At 69.8% G+C, this 24,347-nt stretch carries 22 protein-coding genes and 1 other RNA gene; 18 read left to right on the forward strand and 5 right to left on the reverse strand.

Translation table 11 applies throughout. The annotated features are described in order from the left end of the window. Positions 1-218 precede the first annotated feature (218 nt). Complete coding sequence (locus tag ACH34T_RS29880; RefSeq protein ID WP_396024266.1) at positions 219-1,688, forward strand: serine/threonine-protein kinase; 1,470 nt, start codon at positions 219-221, stop codon at positions 1,686-1,688. A gap of 278 nt (positions 1,689-1,966) precedes the next feature. Beyond that, complete coding sequence (locus tag ACH34T_RS29885) at positions 1,967-6,847, forward strand: NAD-glutamate dehydrogenase (RefSeq protein ID WP_396024267.1); 4,881 nt, start codon at positions 1,967-1,969, stop codon at positions 6,845-6,847. 72 nt (positions 6,848-6,919) lie between these two features. Here ACH34T_RS29885 and ACH34T_RS29890 read toward each other — a convergent pair whose 3' ends face one another. Beyond that, on the reverse strand, positions 6,920-7,915 hold the full coding sequence (locus ACH34T_RS29890) for a hypothetical protein (protein WP_396024268.1): 996 nt from the start codon (positions 7,913-7,915) through the stop codon (positions 6,920-6,922). 195 nt (positions 7,916-8,110) lie between these two features. Then, a complete protein-coding gene (gene prfB, locus ACH34T_RS29895; RefSeq protein ID WP_396024269.1) occupies positions 8,111-9,226 on the reverse strand; it encodes a peptide chain release factor 2 in 1,116 nt (371 codons plus the stop codon). Between the two features lie 235 nt (positions 9,227-9,461). Here prfB and ACH34T_RS29900 point away from each other — a divergent pair, with 235 nt between their 5' ends. Beyond that, positions 9,462-10,505: a hypothetical protein gene (locus ACH34T_RS29900; RefSeq protein ID WP_396024270.1), complete on the forward strand. Its 1,044-nt coding sequence runs from the start codon at positions 9,462-9,464 to the stop codon at positions 10,503-10,505. A 43-nt stretch (positions 10,506-10,548) separates the two neighbouring features. On the opposite strand, the gene ACH34T_RS29905 is transcribed toward ACH34T_RS29900, so the two are convergent. Beyond that, complete coding sequence (locus tag ACH34T_RS29905) at positions 10,549-10,734, reverse strand: hypothetical protein (protein ID WP_138643356.1); 186 nt, start codon at positions 10,732-10,734, stop codon at positions 10,549-10,551. 204 nt (positions 10,735-10,938) lie between these two features. Here ACH34T_RS29905 and ACH34T_RS29910 point away from each other — a divergent pair, with 204 nt between their 5' ends. The 7 genes from ACH34T_RS29910 (at position 10,939) to ssrA (ending at position 17,530) form a co-directional block, all read left to right on the forward strand. Beyond that, a complete protein-coding gene (locus tag ACH34T_RS29910; protein ID WP_396024271.1) occupies positions 10,939-11,145 on the forward strand; it encodes a hypothetical protein in 207 nt (68 codons plus the stop codon). Positions 11,146-11,167: 22 nt separating this feature from the next. Further along, positions 11,168-11,857: a cell division ATP-binding protein FtsE gene (gene ftsE / locus ACH34T_RS29915; RefSeq protein ID WP_138643357.1), complete on the forward strand. Its 690-nt coding sequence runs from the start codon at positions 11,168-11,170 to the stop codon at positions 11,855-11,857. Between the two features lie 242 nt (positions 11,858-12,099). Then, the gene (gene ftsX / locus ACH34T_RS29920; protein WP_396024272.1) at positions 12,100-13,005 is read left to right on the forward strand and encodes a permease-like cell division protein FtsX; all 906 of its coding nucleotides are present in this window, start codon (positions 12,100-12,102) and stop codon (positions 13,003-13,005) included. Between the two features lie 91 nt (positions 13,006-13,096). Next, complete coding sequence (locus tag ACH34T_RS29925; protein WP_396024273.1) at positions 13,097-14,338, forward strand: S41 family peptidase; 1,242 nt, start codon at positions 13,097-13,099, stop codon at positions 14,336-14,338. A gap of 60 nt (positions 14,339-14,398) precedes the next feature. Beyond that, entirely contained in the window at positions 14,399-14,899 is a 501-nt protein-coding gene (gene smpB, locus ACH34T_RS29930) for an SsrA-binding protein SmpB (RefSeq protein ID WP_396024274.1), read from the forward strand. Positions 14,900-14,908: 9 nt separating this feature from the next. Further along, positions 14,909-16,852, forward strand: coding sequence for a penicillin-binding transpeptidase domain-containing protein (locus ACH34T_RS29935; protein WP_396024275.1), 1,944 nt, complete (start codon positions 14,909-14,911; stop codon positions 16,850-16,852). Positions 16,853-17,157: 305 nt separating this feature from the next. Beyond that, positions 17,158-17,530: a transfer-messenger RNA gene (gene ssrA / locus ACH34T_RS29940) on the forward strand. A gap of 70 nt (positions 17,531-17,600) precedes the next feature. Here the strand turns inward: ssrA and xerC are convergent. Beyond that, positions 17,601-18,812: a tyrosine recombinase XerC gene (gene xerC, locus ACH34T_RS29945; protein ID WP_396024276.1), complete on the reverse strand. Its 1,212-nt coding sequence runs from the start codon at positions 18,810-18,812 to the stop codon at positions 17,601-17,603. 2 nt (positions 18,813-18,814) lie between these two features. Beyond that, entirely contained in the window at positions 18,815-19,504 is a 690-nt protein-coding gene (locus ACH34T_RS29950; protein WP_396024277.1) for a helix-turn-helix transcriptional regulator, read from the reverse strand. Between the two features lie 572 nt (positions 19,505-20,076). Here ACH34T_RS29950 and ACH34T_RS29955 point away from each other — a divergent pair. From ACH34T_RS29955 to ACH34T_RS29990, 8 genes are all read left to right on the forward strand, one after another. After that, positions 20,077-20,328: a helix-turn-helix transcriptional regulator gene (locus ACH34T_RS29955; protein WP_396024278.1), complete on the forward strand. Its 252-nt coding sequence runs from the start codon at positions 20,077-20,079 to the stop codon at positions 20,326-20,328. Further along, the gene (locus ACH34T_RS29960) at positions 20,325-20,645 is read left to right on the forward strand and encodes a hypothetical protein (protein WP_396024279.1); all 321 of its coding nucleotides are present in this window, start codon (positions 20,325-20,327) and stop codon (positions 20,643-20,645) included. Before ACH34T_RS29955 ends, ACH34T_RS29960 begins: the two co-directional genes overlap by 4 nt. A 106-nt stretch (positions 20,646-20,751) precedes the next feature. Further along, a complete protein-coding gene (locus tag ACH34T_RS29965; RefSeq protein WP_396024280.1) occupies positions 20,752-21,021 on the forward strand; it encodes a hypothetical protein in 270 nt (89 codons plus the stop codon). Then, positions 21,022-21,822 (forward strand): hypothetical protein, encoded by an 801-nt coding sequence (locus ACH34T_RS29970; RefSeq protein WP_396024281.1) that lies wholly within the window; start codon positions 21,022-21,024, stop codon positions 21,820-21,822. Next, a complete protein-coding gene (locus tag ACH34T_RS29975; RefSeq protein WP_396024282.1) occupies positions 21,807-23,399 on the forward strand; it encodes an AAA family ATPase in 1,593 nt (530 codons plus the stop codon). The genes ACH34T_RS29970 and ACH34T_RS29975 overlap by 16 nt, the downstream gene beginning before the upstream one ends. Beyond that, positions 23,396-23,638: a hypothetical protein gene (locus ACH34T_RS29980; protein WP_396024283.1), complete on the forward strand. Its 243-nt coding sequence runs from the start codon at positions 23,396-23,398 to the stop codon at positions 23,636-23,638. The genes ACH34T_RS29975 and ACH34T_RS29980 overlap by 4 nt, the downstream gene beginning before the upstream one ends. Further along, on the forward strand, positions 23,635-23,850 hold the full coding sequence (locus ACH34T_RS29985; RefSeq protein ID WP_396024284.1) for a hypothetical protein: 216 nt from the start codon (positions 23,635-23,637) through the stop codon (positions 23,848-23,850). Before ACH34T_RS29980 ends, ACH34T_RS29985 begins: the two co-directional genes overlap by 4 nt. A gap of 2 nt (positions 23,851-23,852) precedes the next feature. Continuing rightward, positions 23,853-24,341, forward strand: coding sequence for a single-stranded DNA-binding protein (locus ACH34T_RS29990; RefSeq protein WP_396024285.1), 489 nt, complete (start codon positions 23,853-23,855; stop codon positions 24,339-24,341). The last annotated feature ends 6 nt before the right edge of the window (positions 24,342-24,347 follow it).

The raw sequence follows: 24,347 nt of genomic DNA on the forward strand, positions 1-24,347 counted from the left end.
TCGCTTAGGTGACACCTTGTCCGCCTGTATCGCTGTGGGACACGACGGCATTAGGGTGGTGCTCCGGTCCAAACGTGTCCGATCGGAAGCGTGTGGGGCAAATCGCGCCGTATGGTCGCAGGACCGGTGAACTTCCCCTCGGTCTCGGGCGTCACACAGTCTGAGGGGTGATCCGGGCCTGTGTTGTGCCCGTGATCGAGGGAGGGACGGTTCCACGCATGGAGGTTGGGGCGTTGCGGTCCGGTGACCCGGATCGGCTGGGTTCGTACGCCCTGATCGGCCGGGTGGGCGAGGGCGGCCAGGGGACCGTGTTCCTCGGCGCGGACGACGACGGCCGCGAGGTCGCGATCAAGCTGCTGCACGCGGAGCTGACGTCCGACGACAAGGCCCGCGCCCGGTTCCTGCGCGAGCTGGAGACCGCCAAGAAGGTCGCCCCGTTCTGCACCGCCCAGGTCATCGACGCGGACGTGGACGGCGACCGGCCCTACATCGTCAGCGAGTACGTCCCTGGCCCGTCGCTGAACCAGCAGGTCCTGGACGCGGGCCCGCTCGACGGCGCCGGGCTGGACCGGCTCGCCGTCGGCACCGCGACGGCCCTCGCCGCGATCCATCAGGCGAAGATCGTCCACCGGGACTTCAAGCCGCACAACGTGCTGATCGGCCCGGACGGCCCGCGCGTCATCGACTTCGGGGTGGCGCGCGCGATCAGCGCCGGCACCACCCTGACCAGCCGCGTCATCGGCACCCCGTCCTACATGGCGCCCGAGCAGATCAGCGGCGACGAGGTCGGGACGGCCGCCGACGTGTTCTGCTGGGCGGCGACGCTGGTGTTCGCGGCCACCGGGGAGCCCCCGTTCGGCCAGGACACCATCCCCGCCGTGATCAACCGCATCCTGCACGAGGAGCCCGAGCTCGGCGCGCTCGAAGGGCCGCTGCGCGAGCTGGTGCTCGACTGCCTGGAGAAGGAGCCCGCGCACCGGCCGGGCGCGCGGCAGGTGCTGATGCGGCTGCTCGGCCACGAGGAGACCTCGCGGACGGGCGCGCCCGCCGTGGTGTCCCGGGCGTCCGGCGACACCGACGAGACCGCGATGCTCGCCGCCGGGTCCGTCCGCGCGGCGGAGCTCGACGACGACGCGTTCGCGTCCGGCCAGGAGTTCGACGACCGCCTCTTCGAGGACGAGCCCGCCGCCTTCCACGGCGGCGACCGGCTGCCCGCGCCCGATGACGACTGGCTCTCCGAGAGCACGCTGCCCCGCGACCTCGCCGCCGCTCACGGCGACGGCGGCCGCGGCCGCGGGCTGCGCCGGGTGCTCGCGGGCTCAAGCCGCTCCGCCATGCTGGCCGGGGCCGCCGCGCTGTTCGTGGCGATCGTCGTGGTGTCGTCCGTCCTCGCGCTCGGCGGCCGCGACAACGGCAAGGCGGGGCAGAAGGTCAGCGACCCGAGCGCGCCCGCGTCGTCGGACGTCCTGCCGAGCACGCCGCCGTCGACGAGCGAGGAGCCCGTCGAGGAGACCGACACGCCGACCTACCGGCCGACGTCGCCCACCTGGACGCCGTCCGAGACCCCGAGCGAGACCCCGTCGGACAGCGGCAGCCCCACCCCGACCAAAACGAACACCACCTCGCCGACGCCCACGGATCCGTCCGACCCGCCCGACCCGTCGCCCGGAACGGGCGGCGACTCCTAGCGGCGGCTCCGGCGGGGCGCCGCGGCACCGGAAGCGGCGGCGCTACGCCGCTCCCGCCACCGCCGCACGCGTTCCCGAGACCCGGCCGCGCGGGGTTCGGCGATCACCCCGGACGATGCCGCACGGCCTGACATGGTGGCCTGGTGAGCTGGCCGGAAGGTGGGCAAGGCCACGTCCACGTTGCCGCGGAGCGGTCGGCTTTGGGGCGATTCCTGGCTACGCTGGCGCAGTGAGCGGCGCCACAACGAGGTGGCGAAGGGTCTCTAGGGGAGTAGTCGATGAGCGGCATGCTCGATCAAGCGAAGGACGACCTGCTCCGGCGGGCTGCTGAGACGTGCGCGCAGCGTCCGGGAGCACGCGGCGGGGACGCGGAGGAGGCCTTCGCCTACCTCCGGCTGTACTACCGGCACGTCGCCCGCGAGGACCTGCTGGACCGCGATCCGGCCGACATCTGCGGCCCCGCGATGGCGCACCGGACCCTCGGCGAGGAGCGGCCGCAGGGGCGCGCGAAAGTCCGTGTCTTCACGCCGTCGCTGGAGGAGTACGGCTGGGACCCGGGCCACACGATCGTCCAGGTCGTCACCGACGACATGCCGTTCCTGGTCGACTCCGTCACGATGGAGCTGACCCGGCACCAGCTCGCCACGCACCTGATCGTCCACCCGCTGCTCGGCGTGGACCGCGACGTCGCGGGTCACCTGAAGGCGTTCCGCGGCAAGCTCGACAGCGACGACGACGTCGACGAGTCGTGGATGCACATCGAAGTGGACCGTACCAGCGACCGTTCCGTCCTGGACGCCCTGGAGAAGGACCTGCTCCGCGTCCTGCAGGACGTCCGCGTCGCCGTCGAGGACGAGCCCAAGATGCGGGCCCGCGCCGGGGAGATCGCCACCGCCATCCAGGAGTCCGCGCCGCCGCTGCCGGGCAAGGAGCTCGCCGAGGGCGTCGAGCTGCTCGACTGGCTGGCGAACGGGCACTTCACGTTCCTCGGCTACCGCGACTACACGCTCACCGAGAGCGGGACCGCGCTCAAGCCCGAGCCGGGCACCGGCCTCGGCATCCTGCGCAGCGACAAGCAGGAGTCCGACAGCTTCGCGGCGCTGCCGCCCGAGGTCCGCGAGAAGGCGACGGAGAAGCGCCTGCTGGTGCTGACCAAGGCGAACTCGCGGTCCACCGTCCACCGCCCGCTCTACCTCGACTACATCGGGGTCAAGAAGTTCGACGAGTCCGGCACGGTCATCGGCGAGCGCCGCTTCCTCGGCCTGTTCACGCACGTCGCCTACAGCGAGTCGATCTCGCACATCCCCGTCCTCAAGCGGAAGCTGGAGGAGGTGCTTGAGCTCGCCGGTTTCACCTCCGACAGCTACGACGGCCAGGACATCATCGAGATACTGGAGGGTTACCCCCGCGACGAGCTGTTCCAGATCTCCGTCGACGACCTGCTGGGCATCTCGCTCGGCGTGCTGCGGCTCCGCGAGCGCCGCCAGCTGAAGCTCTTCCTCCGCAAGGACCTGTACGGACGCTACATGTCCTGCATGGTGTACCTGCCGCGCGACCGCTACACCACCAAGGTCAGGCTGCGCATCCAGGGGCTGCTGAAGGACGCGTTCGACGGCGTCAGCGTCGACTACAGCGCGAACGTGTCCGAGTCGATGCTGGCGCGGCTGCACGTGGTCGTCCGCGGCGAGCGGGGCCGTCCGCTGCCGGACGTGGACGTCCCCGAGCTGGAGGCCCGCCTCGCCGCCGCCATCCGCTCCTGGGAGGACGACCTCGGCGACGCGATCGTCGAGCAGTGCGGCGAGGAGCGCTCGGGGACGCTCGGCCGCCGCTTCGGCGACGCGTTCCCCGAGGCGTACAAGGCCGACTTCCCCGCCCGCACCGCCGTGGCCGACCTGCGCCGCCTGGACGCCCTGACCGCCGACGCCGGCGGCGAGCCCACGGCCGACGGCGGCGGCGCGTCCGTCGGCGACACGTCCATCAACCTGTACGAGCCGTACAGCGCCGAGCCGGGCGAGCGCCGCCTCAAGATCTACCGGCTGGGCGAGCCGATCTCGCTGTCGCGGATGCTGCCGCTGCTGCAGAACATGGGCATCGAGGTGGTCGACGAGCGGCCGTACGAGATCGGCACCTCCGACGGGCAGCGGTTCTGGATCTACGACCTCGGACTGCGGTACGTGCCGCCCGCCGACGTCCCCGAGGAGTCCATCAAGGGCCTGTTCCAGGAGGCGTTCATCCGCCTGTGGCGCGGCGAGATCGAGAACGACGGGTTCAACGCGCTCGTCCTGCACGTCGGGCTGAACTGGTGGCAGGCGATGCTCCTGCGCGCCTACGCGCTGTACCTGCGGCAGGCCGGGACCACGTTCTCCAAGCGTCACATCGAGCAGGTGCTGCTGCGGAACTCGTCCATCACGCGGCTGATCGTCCGGCTGTGGGAGAGCCGCCTCGACCCGACCCTGCAGGGCGGCGAGGAGGAGCGCAGCGCCGGGATCACCGAGGAGCTCCAGGGCAAGCTGGACGACGTCGCCAGCCTCGACGAGGACCGCATCCTGCGCGCCTACGTGGCACTCGTCCAGGCGACCCTGCGCACCAACCACTACCAGGGCAAGCCGTACCTGGCGATGAAGTTCGACCCGCACGCCATCCCCGACCTGCCCGAGCCCCGCCCCACGTACGAGGTCTTCGTCTACTCGCCGAAGGTCGAGGGCGTGCACCTGCGGTTCGGGGCGGTCGCGCGCGGCGGGCTCCGCTGGTCCGACCGCCGGGAGGACTTCCGCACCGAGATCCTCGGCCTGGTCAAGGCGCAGGCCGTGAAGAACACGGTGATCGTCCCGGCGGGCGCGAAGGGCGGGTTCGTCGGCAAGCAGCTGCCCGACCCGTCCGCCGACCGGGAGGCGTGGCAGCAGGCCGGGATCGCCTGCTACAAGGACTTCATCTCCGGCCTGCTCGACCTGACCGACAACCTCGTGGACGGCAAGGTCGTCCCGCCGCCGAACGTCGTCCGGCACGACGGCGACGACACCTACCTGGTCGTCGCGGCCGACAAGGGCACCGCGACGTTCTCCGACCTTGCCAACGGCGTCGCCGCCGAGTACGGCTTCTGGCTCGGCGACGCGTTCGCGTCCGGCGGCTCCGTCGGCTACGACCACAAGGGCATGGGCATCACCGCCCGCGGCGCCTGGGAGTCGGTGAAGTACCACTTCCGCTCGCTGGGCACGGACGTCCAGAACGAGGACTTCACCGCCGTCGGCATCGGCGACATGTCAGGGGACGTGTTCGGCAACGGCATGCTCCTCTCCGAGCACACCCGCCTCGTCGCCGCGTTCGACCACCGGCACATCTTCATCGACCCCGAACCGGACGCCGCGACGTCGTTCGCCGAGCGCCGCCGCCTGTTCGAGCTGCCGCGCAGCAGCTGGGCCGACTACGACACCTCGCTGATCTCCAAGGGCGGCGGCGTGTTCCCCCGCACCGTCAAGTCGATCGCGCTGACCCCGCAGACGCGGTCCGCGCTCGGCATCGAGGACGGCGTGAAGGCGCTCACCCCGTTCGAGCTGATCAAGGCCATCCTGAAGGCGCCGGTCGACCTGCTCTGGAACGGCGGCATCGGCACCTACGTGAAGTCGACCCTGGAGAACAACGCCGACGTCGGCGACAAGGCCAACGACCCCGTCCGGATCGACGGCTCCGAGCTGCGCAGCCGCGTCGTCGGCGAGGGCGGAAACCTCGGCGTCACCCAGCTCGGCCGGATCGAGTTCGCCCGCACCGGCGGTCTCATCAACACCGACTTCATCGACAACTCCGCAGGCGTCGACACGTCCGACCACGAGGTCAACATCAAGATCCTGCTCGACCAGGTCGTCCGGGACGGCGAGCTGACCGGCAAGCAGCGCGACGGCCTGCTGTACGAGATGACCGACGAGGTCGGACGGCTCGTCCTGCGCGACAACTACGCGCAGAACGTCGTCCTCGCCGCGGCCCGCGCGCAGGCACCGGCGATGCTGCACATCCATGCCCGCTACCTGCGCAAACTCGAACGCGACGGACGCCTCCAACGCCGCATCGAGTTCCTCCCGGACGACAAGGCCCTCGCCGAACGCCGCCAGGCCGGGCTCGGGCTCACCAGCCCGGAGTTCTCCGTCCTGCTCGCCTACGCCAAGCTCGCCCTCGACCACGACCTCGTCGCGTCCGACCTGGCCGACGACCCGTACCTGGAGGCGTGGCTCGTCGACTACTTCCCGACCCCGCTGCGCGAACGGTTCCGCGCCTACATGGACCGGCACCCGCTGCGCCGCGAGATCATCACCACGGCCGTGGTGAACGACCTGATCAACGCGAGCGGCTCCACGTTCGTGTTCCGGATGAACGAGGAGACGGGGGCGTCGTCGTCCGACATCGCCCGCGCCTACCTCGTCGCCCGCGACGTGTTCGAGATGCCGCGCTTCTGGCGGTCGGTGGAGTCCCTGTCCCACGAGATCGACGAGTCCACGCAGATCGCGATGCTGCTGGAGGCGCGGAAGCTGACCGAGCGCGCCGCCCGCTGGCTGCTGCACAACCGGCGGCCGCCGTTCGACATCCGCGAGACGATCGACTTCTTCGCCGGGAGCGCGGCCACGCTGAGCACCCACCTGTCGAAGCTCCTCGTCGGGCTGGACCTCGCCGCGTTCGAGCAGCGCCGCGACGGCTTCGCCCAGCGCGGCGTCCCGGACGAGCTCGCCGAGCGCTGCGCGACGTTCGTCCCCGCCTTCTCCACCTTCGACCTCGTCGACATCGCGCACGACACGGGCCGTCCGGTGGAGGAGGTCGCGGAGGTCTACTTCGACCTCGCCGACCGGCTGCAGCTGTCCCGCCTCCGCGAACGCATCATCGCCCTGCCCCGCGACGACAAGTGGCGCTCGATGGCCCGCTCCGCGCTCCGCGACGACCTGTACACCGCGCACGCGGCCCTGACCAGGGACGTCCTCGTCACCAGCGAGCCGGGCGGGCACCCGGAGGAGCGCATGGTCCACTGGGCGGAGAAGAACAGGCCCGCCGTCCAGCGCGCCCAGCAGACCCTCAGCGAGATCTGGGAGAGCGACAGCTTCGACCTGGCGACCCTCTCCGTAGCCCTGGGCGCCATCCGCACCCTGGTCACAGCCAGCTCCCTACCCTCGGCCGAGTAAGCACCGTCGGGCGCCGGTGGGGTCCCGCCGCAGCGGTCAGAGGAGCGGGACCCGCCCGGCACCCGACGGAGATCAGGAGCCGTGTGCGATGACGGCCTTGCGGTAGATGCCGGTGACCGTGGCGCGGCCCTTCGGCGGGACGGCGGCCAGGTACTGGACGAGGACGGTCGTGTCCATGCGCGTCCGAGCGGCCCTGGCCGGGGCGAGGCCGAGGAGGTCCCCGCCCACCGTCAGCCGTCCCCGCTGGGACGAGGAGTACGCCTCGTTCTGCTTGAGCACGTACCAGACCAGGGCCCCGCGGTCCTTGGTGCGCAGCGCGAACACCCTGTAGCGGCTGGGGGAGAACCTGGACGACAGCGTCACGCCCCGTCCGGCCAGGGTCTTCTCGCCGTTCTTCAGCGCCTTGTACGTCTCGCTGGTCTGCGCCCCGTCCGCGAGGACGGACGCGTCCGACGCGCGGGGCCCGTCGGTGAGCAGCGCGGCGTGCGCCTCGGGCAGCTTGCCGGGCGCGACGGCGAGGCCGTTCTTCTCGTCCGTGGCGACCGCCGTGGCGAAGCCGTCCGGGTCGACGGCGACGCGGCTGAGCGCGTCGCCGGCCGGGTAGGGGTTGGCGGACAGCAGCCAGGGTGCCCCCGCCTTGGCCTGCGTGAACAGCAGCGCGTGCCGCAGCGCCCGCTTCCCCTTTCCGGTGACGGCGCCGACCGCGAACCAGTGCGGGTAGCCGCTCAGCCGCGGGATGTAGTACGCCGTGTTCGTGAACGTCAGTTTCGGCGCCCGCCGGTTGATGGCGCGGCGGAGCCTGAGCGAGGCGTCGTCCATGGACAGCTGCGGGTCGGCCTCGATCGTGCGCAGGGCCTTCCCGTCGAGCCTGCGCCCCGCCTGGTTCGCCCCGGCGGTGTAGGAGGCGAGGACCTGCTGGGCCTGCGCCTTGCCGAGCGCGGGCGCGGCGGCCGCGCGTCTCTCCGCTTCGGCGGACGACGGCGAGCCGTCCGAGCAGCCGGCGCTCATCGTCGCGATGAGCAGGCAGGACGTGGACAGTGCGGCGAAGGTGACGGTGCGTGCGGGCATTGTGCGAGCCCCCCGAGTGGTGACGGAGATCCGGACCGCCCGTCATCTTCGCAGAGTGACCGCCAAGTCACTCTGTGAACACAAAACCTCGCCGCACAAACTTCCAGGTAACACCGTCCTCCAGCCCCCACCCGCCGCCATTCAACGGACGAGCTCCGCTCGACGCCCCGAGGCACGCCTGGTGCTCGCCTGGAATCAGGCGGTCTGCTGCTCCTGCTGCCGCATCCAGCGGATCTCGGCCTCGATGAACTCGTCGATGTCGCCGTCCAGCACGGCGGAGGGGTTGCCGACCTCGATGCCGGTGCGCAGGTCCTTCACGATCTGGTACGGGTGCAGCACGTAGTTGCGGATCTGCGTGCCCCAGCTGCTGGTGCCCTCGCCGCGCAGCGCGGACATCTTCTCCGCCTCCTCCTGCCGCTTGCGCTCCAGCAGCTTGGCCTGCAGGACGTTCATCGCCGTCGCCTTGTTCTGGATCTGGCTGCGCTCGTTCTGGCAGGACACGACGATGCCGCTCGGGATGTGGGTGATCCGCACGGCCGAGTCGGTCGTGTTGACGCCCTGCCCGCCCGGACCCGACGACCGGTACACGTCGATGCGCAGGTCGTTCTCGTCGATGTCGACGTGGTCGCTCTGCTCCACCACCGGGACGACGTCCAGCCCCGCGAACGACGTCTGGCGGCGGCCCTGGTTGTCGAACGGGGAGATCCGGACGAGCCGGTGCGTGCCGTGCTCGCCGCGGAGCGTCCCGTACGCGTAGGGCGCCTTCACCGAGAACGTCGTCGACTTGATGCCCGCCTCTTCGGCGTAGGACGTGTCGTAGACCTCGGTCGGGTAGTTGTGCCGCTCAGCCCAGCGCAGGTACATCCGCTGGAGCTGCTCGGCCCAGTCGGCGGCGTCGACCCCGCCCGCCTGGGCGTTGATCGTGACGAGCGCCTCCCGGGCGTCGTACTCGCCCGACATCAGGGTGCGGACCTCAAGCTGCTGGATCGCCTTGTGCAGCGCGGCGATCTCGGCGTCGGCCTCCGTGCGGGTGTCGGCGTCGTCCATCTCGGCGGCGAGCTCGTACAGCGTGGCGGCGTCGTCCAGCCGCTGCCGCAGGCCCTCGACCTTGCCGAGCTCGCTCTCCAGGTACGACAGGCGGCGGCCCACCGTCTGGGCGCGCTCCTGGTCGTTCCACAGGTCAGGGTCGGCCGACTGCTCGCGCAGCTCGGCGATGTCGCGCCGCATGCCGTCGAGGTCCAGCACCTGTTCGATGCCGGCGAGAGTCGAGCCGAGCTCCTTGAGCTGCTCTTCGGGTTCGATGCCTGCCACGCCTTCGAGCTTATCGCCGTCCGGGCACCGGTCGGGCGGCCGAGCCCCGCGCCCGGACACAACGCCCGCACGCGACGCCCGGACGCGACGGATGCGGAACCCGGTGGACGGGGAACGCAGGCGCCTCCGGCCAATATCATGTTGGGTGGCAGAATCACGGGCCGAGGAGGCAGGCCGGCGGACGGCCGCCATGGAATTCGGTCCGGGGGACGGGTCTGTGCACAGGTTCTCGCGGATGGTCGCGGCAGCGATGATCGTCGTCATGCCGCTGGCCGCGGGCTGCGCCGAGGGCAAGGCGAAGGCGCGGCCGACCGCCGGCCTGCCCACGACGTCGCCGCCCGAGCCCGAGCCGGTGCCGCTGACCCCGGACGTCGCCGAGCGCGCGTTCCGTACCTATGTCACGGACGAGGACGTGTCCAGGGCCGCGGGCGACGAGCGGCTGGCGCTGACGTGGACGTCCGACGGCCAGTCCCAGCTCACCGCGGCCGAGTTCCGCAAGGCCGCCTACGACGGCGACCCGGTGCGGCGCTTCGTCTACGGCGATCCCAAGCTGTACGTCCCGAAGTTGAAGGACGCCGCCTACCCGCAATGGTTCCTGGTGTCGGTCGACCGGTCCGTCCTAGGCGAGTCCAAGAGCAAGCGCAGGGCGCTGATGGCGTTCATCTTGCGCGGCCCGTCCGACGACTGGAAGCTGACGCTCGCGACCCTCCTGCAGCCGAAGGCGAAGGAACCGGCGATCTCGATCGACGAGGAGGGGTACGCGACCCCGCTGGGCAGCGACGACACGTCGGTGCTGATCCGTCCCCGGGACGTCGGCGGCATCCAGGCGACGATCGCCGCGGAGGGCGGCGGCAGCGTCGCCGCGAAGGTGATGAGGTCCGGCACCGTCACCACGGGCTTCTACAAGGCGGCGAGGCGCGCCAAGAAGAAGGCGAAGGAGAAGGATCTGACGCTCCAGGTCGTCTACACCGCGACCCCGTTCCCGTACTTCGGGCTGCGGACGAAGACCGGCGGCGGCCTGATCATCTATTCGCTGTTCCGCAACACCTCGCTCGCCGCCAAGGACCCCGGCACCCCGAAGCCGGAGATCCCGGAGGATGCGGAGCACCTGCTCGACGGCACCGTCGAGGGCAACGAGGTCGCCACGACGGCGACCCTGCATTTCGCGGCGTACGACCCGCCGCGGCCGGAGAAGGACGAGCCGCGGCCGAAGGCGCTCCTGATCGCCGACGACGGGGCGATCTCCAAGGCCGCCACTCCACCGATCAAGAAGCCGTAGAAGTCCAGGGGCCCGCGGCCGCCCCGGTGGCCGTCGGGGCGCTCTAGCCGTAGACCCGCTGGACGACGAGCGCGACGAACAGCAGCGCGACGAGCCCCGCCAGGACGAGGGCCGGCGGCACGGCCGGGCCGTGCCGGTGCAGCTCGGACCGGGCCTCCCGGCAGGTCGCGCAGCGCCCTTCCACCACCGGGTTCGAGCACCGAGCGCAGATCAGATGTTCGCAGCTCATGTCGTGGCCCCAATCTTCGAGAACGGGACGCCGGCCCCGTGCGGGGAAACGTCGACCTGTCTGGGTGTCTGTCGAGCTTGCCTGGTGTCCGTCGACCTATTAGGTATCTTTCTCCATCATCCAGCCTAGCCGGACTGTATGGTCGTTCCGGCAAGTCCGGGAGCTTGACGGTACGAAACGACCGGACGTCAGGAGATGGCTCGCATGGCACTGACCGGACAGAACGACCTGATCGGGCGATGCGGCGACCTGGCGCGTTCGTACCACGTCGAGTGGGACGAGACAGTTGACTCTCCCCTCTACACTGCTCGAAGGCTCCGCGTCCCACCCGGTCGCGAGGCCGGGCGGCGCAAGGCGGCGGCCGCGGGCGACGAGTCCGCGGCGACGTCCTCGCCGCTCCCCAACCCCTAGACTGAACCGCCGTGATGCAGCCGTGATCCATTTCGACAACGTCACCAAGGTCTACCCGAGCCAGAACCGGCCCGCCCTGGCGCACGTGAACGTCGCCATCGAGAAGGGCGAGTTCCTGTTCCTGGTGGGGCCGTCGGGCTCCGGCAAGTCGACCTTCCTGCGACTCATCCTGAAGGAGGAGCGTCCTTCCCAGGGTCACGTGCACGTGGCGGGCAAGGACCTGAGCAGGCTGAGCAACTGGAAGGTGCCGCACCTGCGCCGCAGGATCGGCTGCGTCTTCCAGGACTTCCGCCTTCTCCCCAACAAGAACGTCTTCGAGAACGTCGCTTTCGCCCTAGAGGTGATCGGCAAGCCGCGGCGCTTCATCGGCAAGGTCGTCCCCGAGGTCGTCGACCTCGTCGGCCTTGAGGGCAAGATGCACCGGATGCCGGACGAGCTGTCCGGCGGCGAGCAGCAGCGCGTCGCGATCGCGCGGGCGTTCGTCAACCGGCCGATGATCCTGCTGGCGGACGAGCCGACGGGGAACATCGACCCCGCGACCTCGATCGGCATCATGAAGGTGCTGGACCGGATCAACCGGACCGGCACCACCGTCGTGATGGCCACCCACGACGCCGCGATCGTCGACGCGTTCCGCAAGCGCGTCGTCGAGCTGGAGGACGGACGGGTCGTCCGCGACCAGTCCCGCGGTGTGTACGGGCAGGCCTACTGACCGTGCTTTGGACCGTTTTCGCCGGTAGGCGCGGGGGATCGTCCACCCGCGCCGGCGCCGGATGGAGCGCGGTCCGCGCCACGGCACATCCATCTGAACCATCGGTTCCTTCCGGGTCGTACGACACCGAGTACGGAGTCGGCACGGCCCACAGGTAGGAACGCCCCGCATCGGGCCGCGTTCCAGCACGGGACGACGGCCCAGGCTTCCGGCGGGACACAGGCGATCAAGGACAGCGAGGCATGCGCGTACAGTTCGTTCTCCAGGAGATCTGGATCGGTCTCCGCCGGAACATGACGATGACGATCTCCCTCGTCATCACCGTCGCCATCGCCATGGCGCTCTTCGGCACCGGGCTGCTCCTGCGGGAGCAGGTCAGGGCGTCCAAGAGCTTCTGGTACGACAAGATCGAGGTCTCGATCTTCCTGTGCGCCAAGACGAGTTCCAACGAGGCATGCCAGAAGCGCGACGTCTCCGACCAGGAGCGGCAGACGCTCAAGGCGCAGCTGGAGAAGATGCCGCAGGTCTCGAAGGTCGAGTACGAGAGCAAGCAGCAGGCGTACACCCGGTTCAAGGACAACTTCGCGGGCGCGCCGGGCTTCGTGGAGAGCACCCGCGAGGGTGACATTCCCGACTCGTACCGGGTGAAGCTGAAGAATCCCGAGGAGTACAAGGCGGTCGCGCAGGCGATGCTCGGCCAACCCGGCGTCGACACCGTCATCAACGAACAGGAGATCCTGAAACGGTTCTTCAGGATCCTGAACGGCCTCCAGGTGGCGGCGCTGACGATCGCGTTGATCCAGGTGGTCGCGGCGGTGATGCTGGTCGGCAACACGGTCCGGCTGTCGGCGTTCAACCGGCGCCGGGAGACGGGCATCATGCGGCTGGTCGGCGCGTCCAACACCTATATCCAGATGCCGTTCATCCTGGAGGGCGCGATCGCCGGGCTGATCGGCGGGGTGTTCGCGTCCATCCTGCTGGTGTTCAGCAAGAAACTGCTGGTCGACCGATTGGCGGGGGACGTCCAGCTCGTCAGCCAGCTGGGCTGGAGCAAGGTGGTCGCCGTCATCGTGGTGTCGATCTGCTTCGGCGTGCTGCTCTGTGCCGTCGCGTCGTTCCTCACACTCCGCAGATATCTGCGAATCTGACCTGATTCGCACATGTCTGCGAATCTGACCTGGTGACCGGATCCGGCTGAAGCGCCGGATCCGGCGTCCTCGGCCGCCCTACACTTGCCGCATGTTCCGGTCCGTGTCGCTCCGGGGGTGGCGGCCCCGGAGAGCTCCCTATGTCAGGAAGGGTGGGCGCCTGCTGCGCGGCGCCGCCGTCGCCGTCGCCGTCCTCTGCGCCTACGGGGCGGGGATCGTGAGCGGCTCCGGGTCGGAGCGGCACGCCGCCGTCGCGGGCGGGTCCGTCCTCGACGAGGCCGCCGCGAAGATCGGCGGCCGGGCCGCGAGGCCCGTCGGACGCGCCGAGCTCGACCGTGCCGCCATCGAGGGCATGCTGCGGGGCCTCGGCGACCGGTGGGCGCAGTACTACTCGGCCCGCGAGTTCGACGACGTCGAAGGCCGCCTGACCGGCCACTACAGCGGCGTCGGCCTGTGGCTCGGCGGCGCGGACGGCGAACCCGGCGCCCGGGGAACCGGGTTCGGGGTGCTGGTCGCGAGCGTCCAGCCGGGCAGCGCCGCCGCCCGCGCCGGAGTCCTGCCCGGCGACGTCATCACCGGTGTCGGGAACGCGTCCGTGGCGGGCTGGGACGTCGAGCGCGTGGCCGGGGCGCTGCGGGGACGTCCGGACGAGCCCGTCGAACTCACCGTCGAACGCGGCCGTAGAACAGAGCGGTTCCATCTCGTCCGTACACCGGTCCCCGCAGGAGACGTCACCGTGACCGATCTTCCCGAGCGCGCGCGGATGATCCGGGTCGGCGCCTTCACGAGTGGGACGGGACGCCAGGTCCGCGCCGCCGCGACCGCGCGGACGACGTCGGGCCGTCCCGCCGGCGGCGTCCTGCTCGACCTGCGCGGCAACCCGGGCGGGCTCCTGGACGAGGCCGTCGAGACGGCGTCGGCCTTCCTGTCCGGCGGGCCCGTCGTGACGTACGAGCCGCGCGGACGTCCCGCCCAGAAGCGCACGGCGACGAAGCCCGGCGACGCCGGGACCCCGCTCGTCGTGCTCGTGGACGCCGGCACCGCGAGCGCCGCCGAGATCGTCGCGGGGTCCCTGCGCGACCGCGACCGCGCGGTGATCATAGGATCGCGTACGTACGGAAAGGGCTCGGTGCAGGAACCCATCCGGCTCGCCGACGGGTCGGTGATCGAGCTGACCGTCGGTCGCTACCGCACCCCGAGCGGCCGTAACCTCGACGGGGTCGGGATCGAACCCGATGTGGCGGTGTCCGCCGACCGTCCCCCCAAGGAGGCCGAGCGGCGCGCCCGGACGGTGCTGCGCGGCCTGCGTGCGGCCCTTCCGGACCAGGAGTGAAGGGCGCACCGCAGGGGTTTCGCCGAACGAAGACCGACATGCCGGACAAGGACTGAGGACGTGGCACGGGACACCGGGCGCAAGAAGGACAAGGACGCCACCGGGCACAAGCTCATCGCCAAGAACAAGCGGGCCCGCTACGACTACCACATCGACGACACGTGGGAGGCGGGCATGGTGCTGATGGGCACCGAGGTCAAGGCGCTGCGCGCCGGCCGCGCCTCCCTCGCCGACGGCTACGCGCACGTGCGGGACGGGGAGGTGTGGCTGGAGAACGTCCACATCCCCGAGTACACGCAGGGCACCTGGACCAACCACGCCCCCCGCAGGCGCCGCAAGCTGCTGCTGCACCGCCGCGAGATCCAGAAGATCATCACCAGGTCGGAGGAGCCCGGCTGGACGCTGGTCCCGCTGTCCCTGTACTTCAAGGACGGCAAGGCCAAGGTCGAGATCGGCCTGGCCCGTGGTAAGAAGGCGTACGACAAGCGCCAGGCCATCGCCAAGCGGGAAGCCGAGCGGGAGATGCAGAAGGCGGCGGCGGCCCGGTTCAGGAGACGGTGAAGGGTGCCGATGACCAACCGAGGCCGGAGCCGGGCTCCGCGGGGGACCCGGACGCGCAGACGCCAGGCGGTGTCCCTCGCGGTCTGCGGCACGCTCGTCGCGTCCCTGACGACCGGCTGCTGGGCCGAGACGTCGGCGATGCCCGCCGTCCGCGACTTCCTCATCGCCTGGCAGGTCGGCAACTACGAGGCGGCCGCCGGCCGGACCGTCGGCATCGACAGGAAGCAGGTCGAGGACGCGCTCGGCCGCGTCCGGCGGCAGCTGGACGCCGCGTCCCTGCGGCTGTCCCTCGGCACCCAGGTCAAGGGCAGCGACGTCGACCAGATCGTCAAGAAGGGCGACGAGGCCGACGCGCGCTTCACCGTGAAGATCGACCTCGGCGAGAACGGCCAGCCGTGGGAGTATCCGGGGCTGATGCACCTGAAGCGCGTCGGCGGCAAGTGGAAGGTCGTCTGGAGCCCGTCGATCATCCACACGAAGCTGAAGCCCGGGCAGCGGCTCGCCGTGGTGACCGAGGTGCCGAAACGCGCCCCCGTCACCGACACCCAGGGCCGCTCCGTGGTGCGCCAGGTCGACGCCTACATGGTCGGCGTGTACCCCGGGCAGCTCGCCGACCCGCAGAAGACCCTCGACCTGCTCGCCAAGCAGACGAAGATCGACGGGGGCCGCCGGCTGGACGCCGAACGGCTCCTCGGCCGCGTCCAGTCCGCCCCGCCGCAGGACTTCCTGCCCCTCCTCACCCTCCAGGTGCCCACGCACACCAAGCTCATCCAGCGGCTCAACCGCGTCCCCGGGATCCAGTTCCAGCACGTCAAGGCCCCCATCGCGCCCGCCTACGCGCCCGAGCTGATCGGCAACCTCGGCCCCGCCACCGCCGACCGCCTCCAGCAGGTCGGCGCCCCCTACCAGCCGGGCGACACCATCGGCGTCAGCGGCCTCCAGCTCCTCCAGCAGCGCCGCCTCGCCGGGACGCCCACCGTCCGCGTCGTCGCGCAGGACGAGACGGGCAAGAACACCGAGGAGCTGCGTTCCTGGCCGGGCCAGGACCCGCAGGGCGTCCGGACCACGCTCGACCCCGCCTACCAGCGCCGCGCCGACTTCGCGCTCAACGGGCTGCCGTACGCCGCGTCCATGGTGGCCGTGCGTCCGAGCACCGGCGAGATCCTGGCCGTCTCCAACCACGGGACGAAGGGCGAGAACCGCGCGTTCGAGGGCCACTACCCGCCCGGGCTGACGTTCGGGATCGTGTCCGCCGAGGCCCTGTTCGCCCAGGCCGGGCTGAACCCGTCCACCAAGACGACCTGCCCCGGGACGGTGACCGTCGGCAACAAGACGTTCACCAACAAGGGCCGCGCCGACAGCGTCCTCGCGACCCATTTCGCCATGTCCTGCAAGACGACCCTCGCGCAGCTCGGCGGCAAGCTGGACGCGCAGACCCTCGTCAAGGAGGCGGCACAGCTCGGCGTGGGCCAGAACTGGGGCCTGACCGTCCCGGCGTTCACCGGCTCCGTCCCGACGCCCGCCGACGACGGCGAGAAGGCCGCCGCCATGGTCGGTGAGGGCAGGGTCGAGGTCAGCCCGCTCGCCATGGCCCTCGTCGCCGCCGCCGCGCAGAACGGCACCTGGAAGCCGCCGTACGTCCTCTGGGACATTCCGAAGACCGTCCAGGCGCCGCCGCCGCAGAACCTGCAACCCCAGGCCATCGCCAGCCTCAAGCGGGTCCTCGGCCGCAACGTCAAGCTCGGCAACGCCCGCGGCGCCCGCGTCTCCGGCGACGTCGTCGGCGTCGCCGCCCTCGCCACCTACCAGGAGGGCGGCCGCACCAGGACCGTCTCCTGGTTCGTCGGCTCCAGCGGCGACCGCGCCTTCGCGATCGCCGTCGAGGGCCGCGTCAACACCCCGGATCTCGCCGCGAAGTTCCTGAGCGGAACCCCCCGCGGCCGGACCGCGTGACAACTTTGTCATCCCTTTACACATCGGACGCAACTAACCCGTCACCTCCGAGCGTCTTTACGGGTGACTGAGACTCCGCTTGGGGGGTTGCGGACTCAGTCGCCGTGATGAGACCAGAGCCTCGTCTCGGGGGAGGCTCTGCCGTCCGGACCGGCCCGACCCTGCCGGTCGACCCCGGTGGACGCGACTAGCTCGCGTCCACCGGGGTTCACGGCTGCCGGGGGAATCACGTTGCCCGTTCACGCGTTATCCCTGTAGCGTCAAGGTGCGGACGTCCCCGGATGCCCGCATTGACAACTCAACATGGGGGTGACCGGCTTCGACTTCGGTCGTTCGAGCCAGGGGAAGCGGGTCGAGGGTTGCTGTCGTGACCTCGTAAATCCTGTGACAGCAAACCAATAACTGCCAACAAGCAGCAGTCCCAGTTCGCCCTCGCCGCCTGAGCGAGGAGTGAACTGTGTCAGCCCGGGAGCGTCTCCGGCCCGGGACCTGGCATCGTAAGGAGACTCCACCTGCCGGCCCGGTCGCGGGGCCGGTAGGGAAAACCAACAGCGACTGAGTCCGTCGGCGACACGCCTGCGTGAGCGCCGGGACTGAGAAAACGCCAAGCAGGCTGCACCCGGAGAAGCCCTGACTTATCACCGAAGGACGCGGGTTCGATTCCCGCCACCTCCACGGCATATGAAGCCGCTGATCAGACGAGTTCTGGTCGGCGGCTTCTTCGCTGCGCGCCCACTTTACGCCCACTTTAGGAACCGTCCTTGCCCAGGGCCTTGGCTGCCTCGGCGGACGCCACGTTCCGTCCCATGTAGACGTCCTGCGTCATGCTCGGCTTGGCGTGGCCGAGGTGGTCGGCGATAGCGCGGGCGCTCAGGCCGGCCTCGTCGAGCCGGGTGGCGACGGTCTTCCGGAACGTGTGCGAGGTGACCCATCCGAACCGCTCGGCGTCGATGCGGGCGAGCACTTCCTTGACGTCCCGGTTGGCGTTGGACGGGTTCCGCACCCCGCCGAACAGGCCCGGGAACAGTAGCTCGACGCCCCCGGCAGGGCGCTGGGTCTCCTCGTCGTCCTCGCCGATGATCGTGATCTGCCGGTCGCCGTACAGCCACGACATCGCCATCCGGCGTCGGCACAACTCCACCAGGTGCGGCGGGAGCGCGATCACCCGCCAGCCCGCCTCGGTTTTGGGGCGCAACTGGAGGCAGGTCCCTTTCCCCTTCAGGCGCACGCTCGTCGCGTTGACCTCCAGTACTCCGGCCTCTAGATCGACGACCTCGGCGCGGACGCCGAGGGCCTCTCCGACGCGCATGCCGGTGCCGTCGAGGAACTCGATCAGGTCGGCCGCGTCCAGCTCGGCGGCGCGCTCGTCACCGGCGGCCTTCGCCAGCATCACGGCCTCGTCCTCACGGCTCAGCGCCTTCGGCCTGGTCTTGCGGCCGGTCGAGATCTTCGCGATCTCGCGTACCGGGTTCGTGTCGAGCGCGCCGTGGCGCACCACCAACCCGAGCAGGAGCGATAGCACGTCCCGGGTCGTCTTGGCCGCGCTGGGGCCATGGCTCTTGCGGACGGCCTTGACGAACGCGTCGCACCTCGGCACATCGATCTCGCGCATCAACAGGCCGCCCATGGCCTTCAGGATCCGGTCGAGTGCCCGCTCGTAGATCTCCCGCGTCTGCAGGGTCAGCGTGCCGGACTCGGTGATCTCGGCCTGCCACAGCTTCGCCGCGTCGCGGAGCCTGGTCTCCGCCGTGATCTCGCCGTCCGCCGGCGGCCCGCCCCGATCGCGGATCGCCTCCTTCAGCTTGCGCTCGGCTGCGGCCTGGGTTTCGCCGCACCGGTTGATCTCGCGGACCTCGCCGTCATGGTCCCGGTACTTCACGCGGGCACGCACGCGGCGCGGGGCGAGCTTCTGGAAGCGGATCTTCCCGGCAGTGCCGACGGGCAGGGGAGGGCGACCCATGATTACTCCTTCTGATCGTCCTCGGTCCCAGGGAAAGCGGCTCGCAGTTCGCTTGCCTCTTTCATGGCGGCATCGGTCAACTCGCGTCCCCCGTAACGATGGATCCACTCACGCATTGCCTGAATCACGTCCGGCGTGGGGATCGTCGCCTCCGACGGATCTTCCGGGTGCATCCGGGCAGGCTCACCTTCAAGCTGAATGAGGTTCTCCATCACGTTGGTGAACCCTTCGTGTGTCCAGAGCACCTTCCAGACCCAGGCGAGGCCCCAGCGCGCGATCTCATCAGGCTTGTCGGGGCTGATCTGGAGGCGCTCCGAGACCGCCAGACCAAGCGACTCAACGTCCTCAATCCACTCCCACAGCACTTCGGTTATCGCCTGGGCGGTCCCGCCGCTTCCCCTTCTCAGACGGTCCACCGCGTAGAGCATGTCTCGATCGGCGGGGCTGCCGGACATTGTCATGGACCTGAGGTCCACGTCGAAGATCTGGGCGATGACGTACGCCTCATTGAGTCGCACCGGTCGTTCGCCGGCCTCGACCCGCTGCACCGTCTGCTGGTGGAAGCGCAAGCCGAAGCGCTGAAGCTCCTTCGCGAGATCTGTCTGCGTCATCTTTCGTGCCTCGCGGAGGCGCTGCATCTGGGTAGCGAAGTTCCGCTCCCAGGTTGTCCACGGGGAAGGTGGGGTGTCCATGAGCGCACCGTACAACGTTTTGTAGGTGCGTGCCACCGCTGTGTTGCGTTGGTCGCGATGGGGTGATAGAACAATGCCTTGATGGTGATCGCCTGCAGGACGTTGTCAGCGATGGCCTGGAGAAGCGATTTGAGGTGCGCGCTAGAACGGCAACTTTGCTGTGGACGGCGCTATCCACAGATTTTCTTTCCTGCACAGGCTATTAAGTCCCTGACCTGCAGAGATGAGGTGAAGCTCTCGTGAACGCCCATGGTTGTCCACAGGTTGGCCACGCCGAATCGGGGCACAGTCCACAGTTTATCCACCGGCCTGTCCACAGGGCTCGTTGCGAACGCCGCAGGCACCAGCCATCCTCGATCGCATGAACGTTCGACGCCGGACCGCGTTGTACGACTCGGGAGAATGTCGTACGCACGTGCTCAAATAGAAGCGGCCCCGCCGCGAGTCAGCCGTCCAAAGCATCGACTCGCGACAGAGCCACTTTGACCACCCGTCACCGTGCTCACAGCGAAGGCAGTCACGTGAAGAGTAACAACCCTCGCCAACGTCAGCCCATCATGGGCGACGTCAGGATGTCAGAGAAGGCAACCCAGCAGATCGAGGACGCCGGCGTCGCGCAGCACGTCGCCCGCGGCGACCGCCTCGTCCAGTTCGCCGAGGCCGCAGAGATCACCACGCTCAGCCCGGCGACTCTGCGGTGGATGCGCCACCAGGGCGAAGGCCCGCCGTTCTTCACGCTGGGGCGAAGGCTCGTAATTTCTGAGAGTCGGCTCTACGACTGGATCAACGCGCAGGCCGCGAAGGACCGGGCGGCCGCGTCGTGAGCGCCCCCGAGATCACCGTCGGCGCCCTCGTCGAGCTGCAGGTCGACCGGCACGGCTTCTTGAGCGAGATGGACGCGTACGCCGCCTGCGCCGCCGTGGACGCCCACGACGCACCCGCGACCGTCCTGATCCGCGGCGTCCTGCGCTCCGCAGAGGCGTCCGCTGGCGCGGCCCGACAGGTCGGCGCGGCCCTCGCGACCGCCGCCCGCATCGACGTTCTCGGGAACGGTCCTGCGGTCGCCGAGTGGGCCGACCGCGTCCGCGCCGCCGCCGCCGAAGAGATCCAGCTCCGCACCCGGACGCCCGCCTCGGGCTGACGGCCAGGCCGCGACGTTAAGCGGCCCCGTCCTGCACAGTCCTCGCGACGGCACCTTCCCCTGCCGTCATGGCAGTGATCCAACCTCGAACGCATTGGGGCGTCCCGTGATCGATAAGCAGCCGGAGGAGCCCGGCTTCAGCTCCACAGAGGGGAAGCGGGCCGCGCGGAACGCCCGTGCCGCCGAGCGGGAGCGCGAGGCACAGTATGCGCCCGCCGTCCAGCTCATCACCGGCGAGTTGGCCGAGCTGGTCGAGTTGCGCGGCCGCATCGCCCGGGCCCGCGCCATCGCCGCTCGCCAGGGCCTCACCGACATCGTGGCCGCCCTCGACGGCCAGCTCGCCCCGTTCCCGCCCGGCGACGACGGGGAGGGATAGGTGGCCCGTATCAGGTCGATCAAGCCGGAGTTCTGGGACGACCGGAAGCTGGCCCGATCCACCTCCCGCGATGCCCGGCTGCTCTACATCGGGCTGTGGAACCAGGCGGACGAGCACGGTCGGTGTAACGGCGATCTCGCGTGGATCAAGGGCCGGGTCTTCCCGTACGAGTCTGATCTCGGCGCAGACGAGTGTGCGCGGCTCCTGGACGAGCTTGCGCGCGGCGCATGGGTCCAGAAGTACACCGTGAACGGTGATCCGTTCCTGTTCCTGCCGAGACTCGCCAAGCATCAGCGCCTCGAATCGGAGAAGGTGCCGTCGCGGCTGCCGGGGCCGGATGAGGCCGACCCGGAAGCGTCTCCCGACCAGCAGCAACGGGGCGGCGCAAACGAGTCTGCGCGCGACTCGGACGAGTCTGCGCCTGGCGAAGATGAGTCGTCGCTTCTTTATGTAGCAGGTGGCAGGGAGCATGTATCCCCACCCGCTTCGCGTGCGGGTGCGCCTGCCCCCAAGCCAGGGTCTGACGATGACCCGCACTGGCTGAAGTTCTGGGAGGCGTACCCGCGCAGGGTCGGCAAGGAGGACGCCCGCAAAGCGTGGGCCGCAGCGATCAAGGCGCGCTGTGACCCGGAGGAGATCGTCGCTGGGGCCGTGCGCTACGCGGCCGAGATGAAACGACTCGGCAGCCCCAAAGACAAGATCAAGTATCCGCAGGGCTGGCTGACCGGTAAGCGCTGGAACGACGACCTCACCGCCGCCACGTCAAAGAGTGGTTCGGTCGGCGGATGGATGGACAACTGATGGACGTCCTCCGCGAACTCGTCCTCCCCAAACTGGAGGGCGTCCGCCAGTCCGGCGGCAGCTTCTCCGCGCGCTGTCCCGCTCACGACGACAGGAATCCGTCGTTGTCGATCTCCGTGGGCCACACGCAACCGGTGGTCCTGAAGTGCCAGGCCGGATGCGAGACCGTGGACATCCTCGCGGCGATCGGCCTCACCGAGGCCGACGTCTGCACGCCGCGTGACGAACAGCCGCGTGAGGAGTGGACGCCGCGCGGTCCCGCCGTGGCGGTGTACGACTACGTCTCCGAGAACGGCGAGCTTCTGTTCCAGGTTTGCCGCACCCTGGGCAAGGAGTTCCCGCAGCGGCGCCCGGACCCGACGGCCAAGAGCGGCTGGCGTTGGAGCCTCGGCGATGTTCGCCGCGTCCTGTACCGGCTACCGAAGCTGATCGAGGCGGTCCGCGACGGCAAACCGGTGTGGATCACCGAGGGCGAGAAGGACGTCCACGCCCTAGAGGCCCGCGGCCTCGTCGCCACGTGCAACCCCGGCGGCGCGGGCAAGTTTCGCGCTGAGTACGCCGAGGTCCTGCGGGACGCCGAGGTCACCATCGTCGCCGATGCAGACAAGCCCGGCCAGGCGCACGCCCGCCAGGTCGCCGCCATGCTCGACGGCATCGCTGCCCACGTTCGCATCGTCGAGGCGGCGGTCGGCAAGGACGCCGCCGACCATCTCGCGGCTGGCCGGACGGTCGAGGGGTTCGTCGAGACCTGGGCCAGCGACGAGCCCGCGAAAGTTGATCTCGCCGTCGATCTCTGGGAGTTCATCGGGCAGTCCGACCCGCCGTACGACTGGGTTGTCCCTGGCCTGCTGGAGCGCGGCGACCGGCTGATCCTCACCGGCTTCGAGGGCTTGGGGAAGTCCATGCTCACCCGACAGCTTGCCGTGTGCGCCGCCGCCGGCATCCATCCGTTCGAGTGGTCGCGGACGTACGAGCCCCGCCGCGTCCTGATGATCGACTGCGAGAACTCCGAACGCCAGGGACGCCGCCGGTTCCGCCCGCTCGCCGCCGCGTCCATCAAGGTGTCCCGGCGAGTCCCCGACGGCGGCCTGCGCCTGATCCATAAGCCCGAGGGCATCGACCTCACCCGCGAAGGCGACGCCGCGTGGCTCATGGAGCGCGTCACCGCACACGCGCCCGAGCTGCTCATCGTGGGCCCGTTCTACCGGCTCCACATGGGCGACATGAACGACGAACGGGTCGCCCGCAAGGTCGTCGGCATTCTCGACGCCGTCCGGACGAAAGCCGACTGTGCCGTCGTCACCGAGGCTCACGCCGGGCACGGCGAGGCAGGCCGGAACCGCTCCGTCCGGCCGCTCGGCTCGTCCTTGCTGCTGCGCTGGCCCGAGTTCGGGTTCGGCATCGCACCCGACTCCCGACAAGAGGTCGGACCCGGCCAGCCGTACCGCGACGTCGAGGTCCGCCCATGGCGCGGCGCCCGCGACGAACGCAACTGGCCCACCCATTTGACCTGGGGCGACCCCGACGGGTGGCCCTGGCAGATCGCACCCGAAACGATCGGAGGAAAGGGATTTTGATCAACAGCATCCATGAAGAGATCGGCTGGTTCACCTGCGCGAACCTGCGCTGCAAGCGCCAGCTCGGCCGGGATCACGTCACCCTCGTCACCACCGCGCACATGCGCCGGTTCTGCAGCGTCCTGTGCATCACCGAGGGGCAACGCGCATGGCATGAGCACATCGCCAGCCCGGACAACCCCGAGGTCCGGGAGATCGAGCGCCGGTTCTGGGAGCAGGCAAAGGCGAGTCGGCCGTGAGCGCCATGCTCGGCGTCCACGACCAGGCCGGACGACTTCGCAGGGCGATCGAGATCCGGCGCTGCGTCGAGGAGGCCCGCACCGAAGACGGCTACCCCAAGAGCGCGGACGCTCGGGAGGCCCTCGACACCGCCCGGAACCTCGCGGACTGGACGGTCGCCGAGCTGACCGAGGAACTGCTCGACACCCTCGACCGCATCAAGGAGAGCTGACCATGGCAGGCGACACCCAGATCACCCTCGTCGGGAACCTCGTCGAGGACCCGAAGCTGCGCTTCACCCAGACCGGGCAGGCCGTCGCGAACTTCCGCATCGCCTCGACCCCGCGGTTCTTCGACAAGGCCGCGAACGAGTGGAAGGACGGCGAGGCCCTGTTCCTGACGTGCAACGTCTGGCGTCAGCCCGCCGAGCACTGCGCCGAGACCCTCACCAAGGGCATGCGGGTCATCGTGCAGGGCCGCCTCAAGCAGCGGTCGTACGAGACACGCGAGGGCGAGAAGCGCACCGTCTTCGAGATCGAGGTCGATGAGATCGGCCCGTCCCTGCGCAACGCCACCGCGAAGGTCGCCAAGGCCCAGCGGTCTGGCGCAGCGCCGTCCGGCGGCGGCTTCGGCCAGAACGTGCCCGCTGGCCAGCAGAACCGCAATGACGACCCCTGGACGAACGGCGGCGCCCAGGGCTCCAACGACGCCCCGCCGTTCTAGGGAGCT

The organism is Actinomadura sp. 9N215 (genome assembly GCF_044326345.1).
In the GTDB taxonomy this organism is placed as follows: Bacteria; Actinomycetota; Actinomycetes; order Streptosporangiales; family Streptosporangiaceae; genus Spirillospora.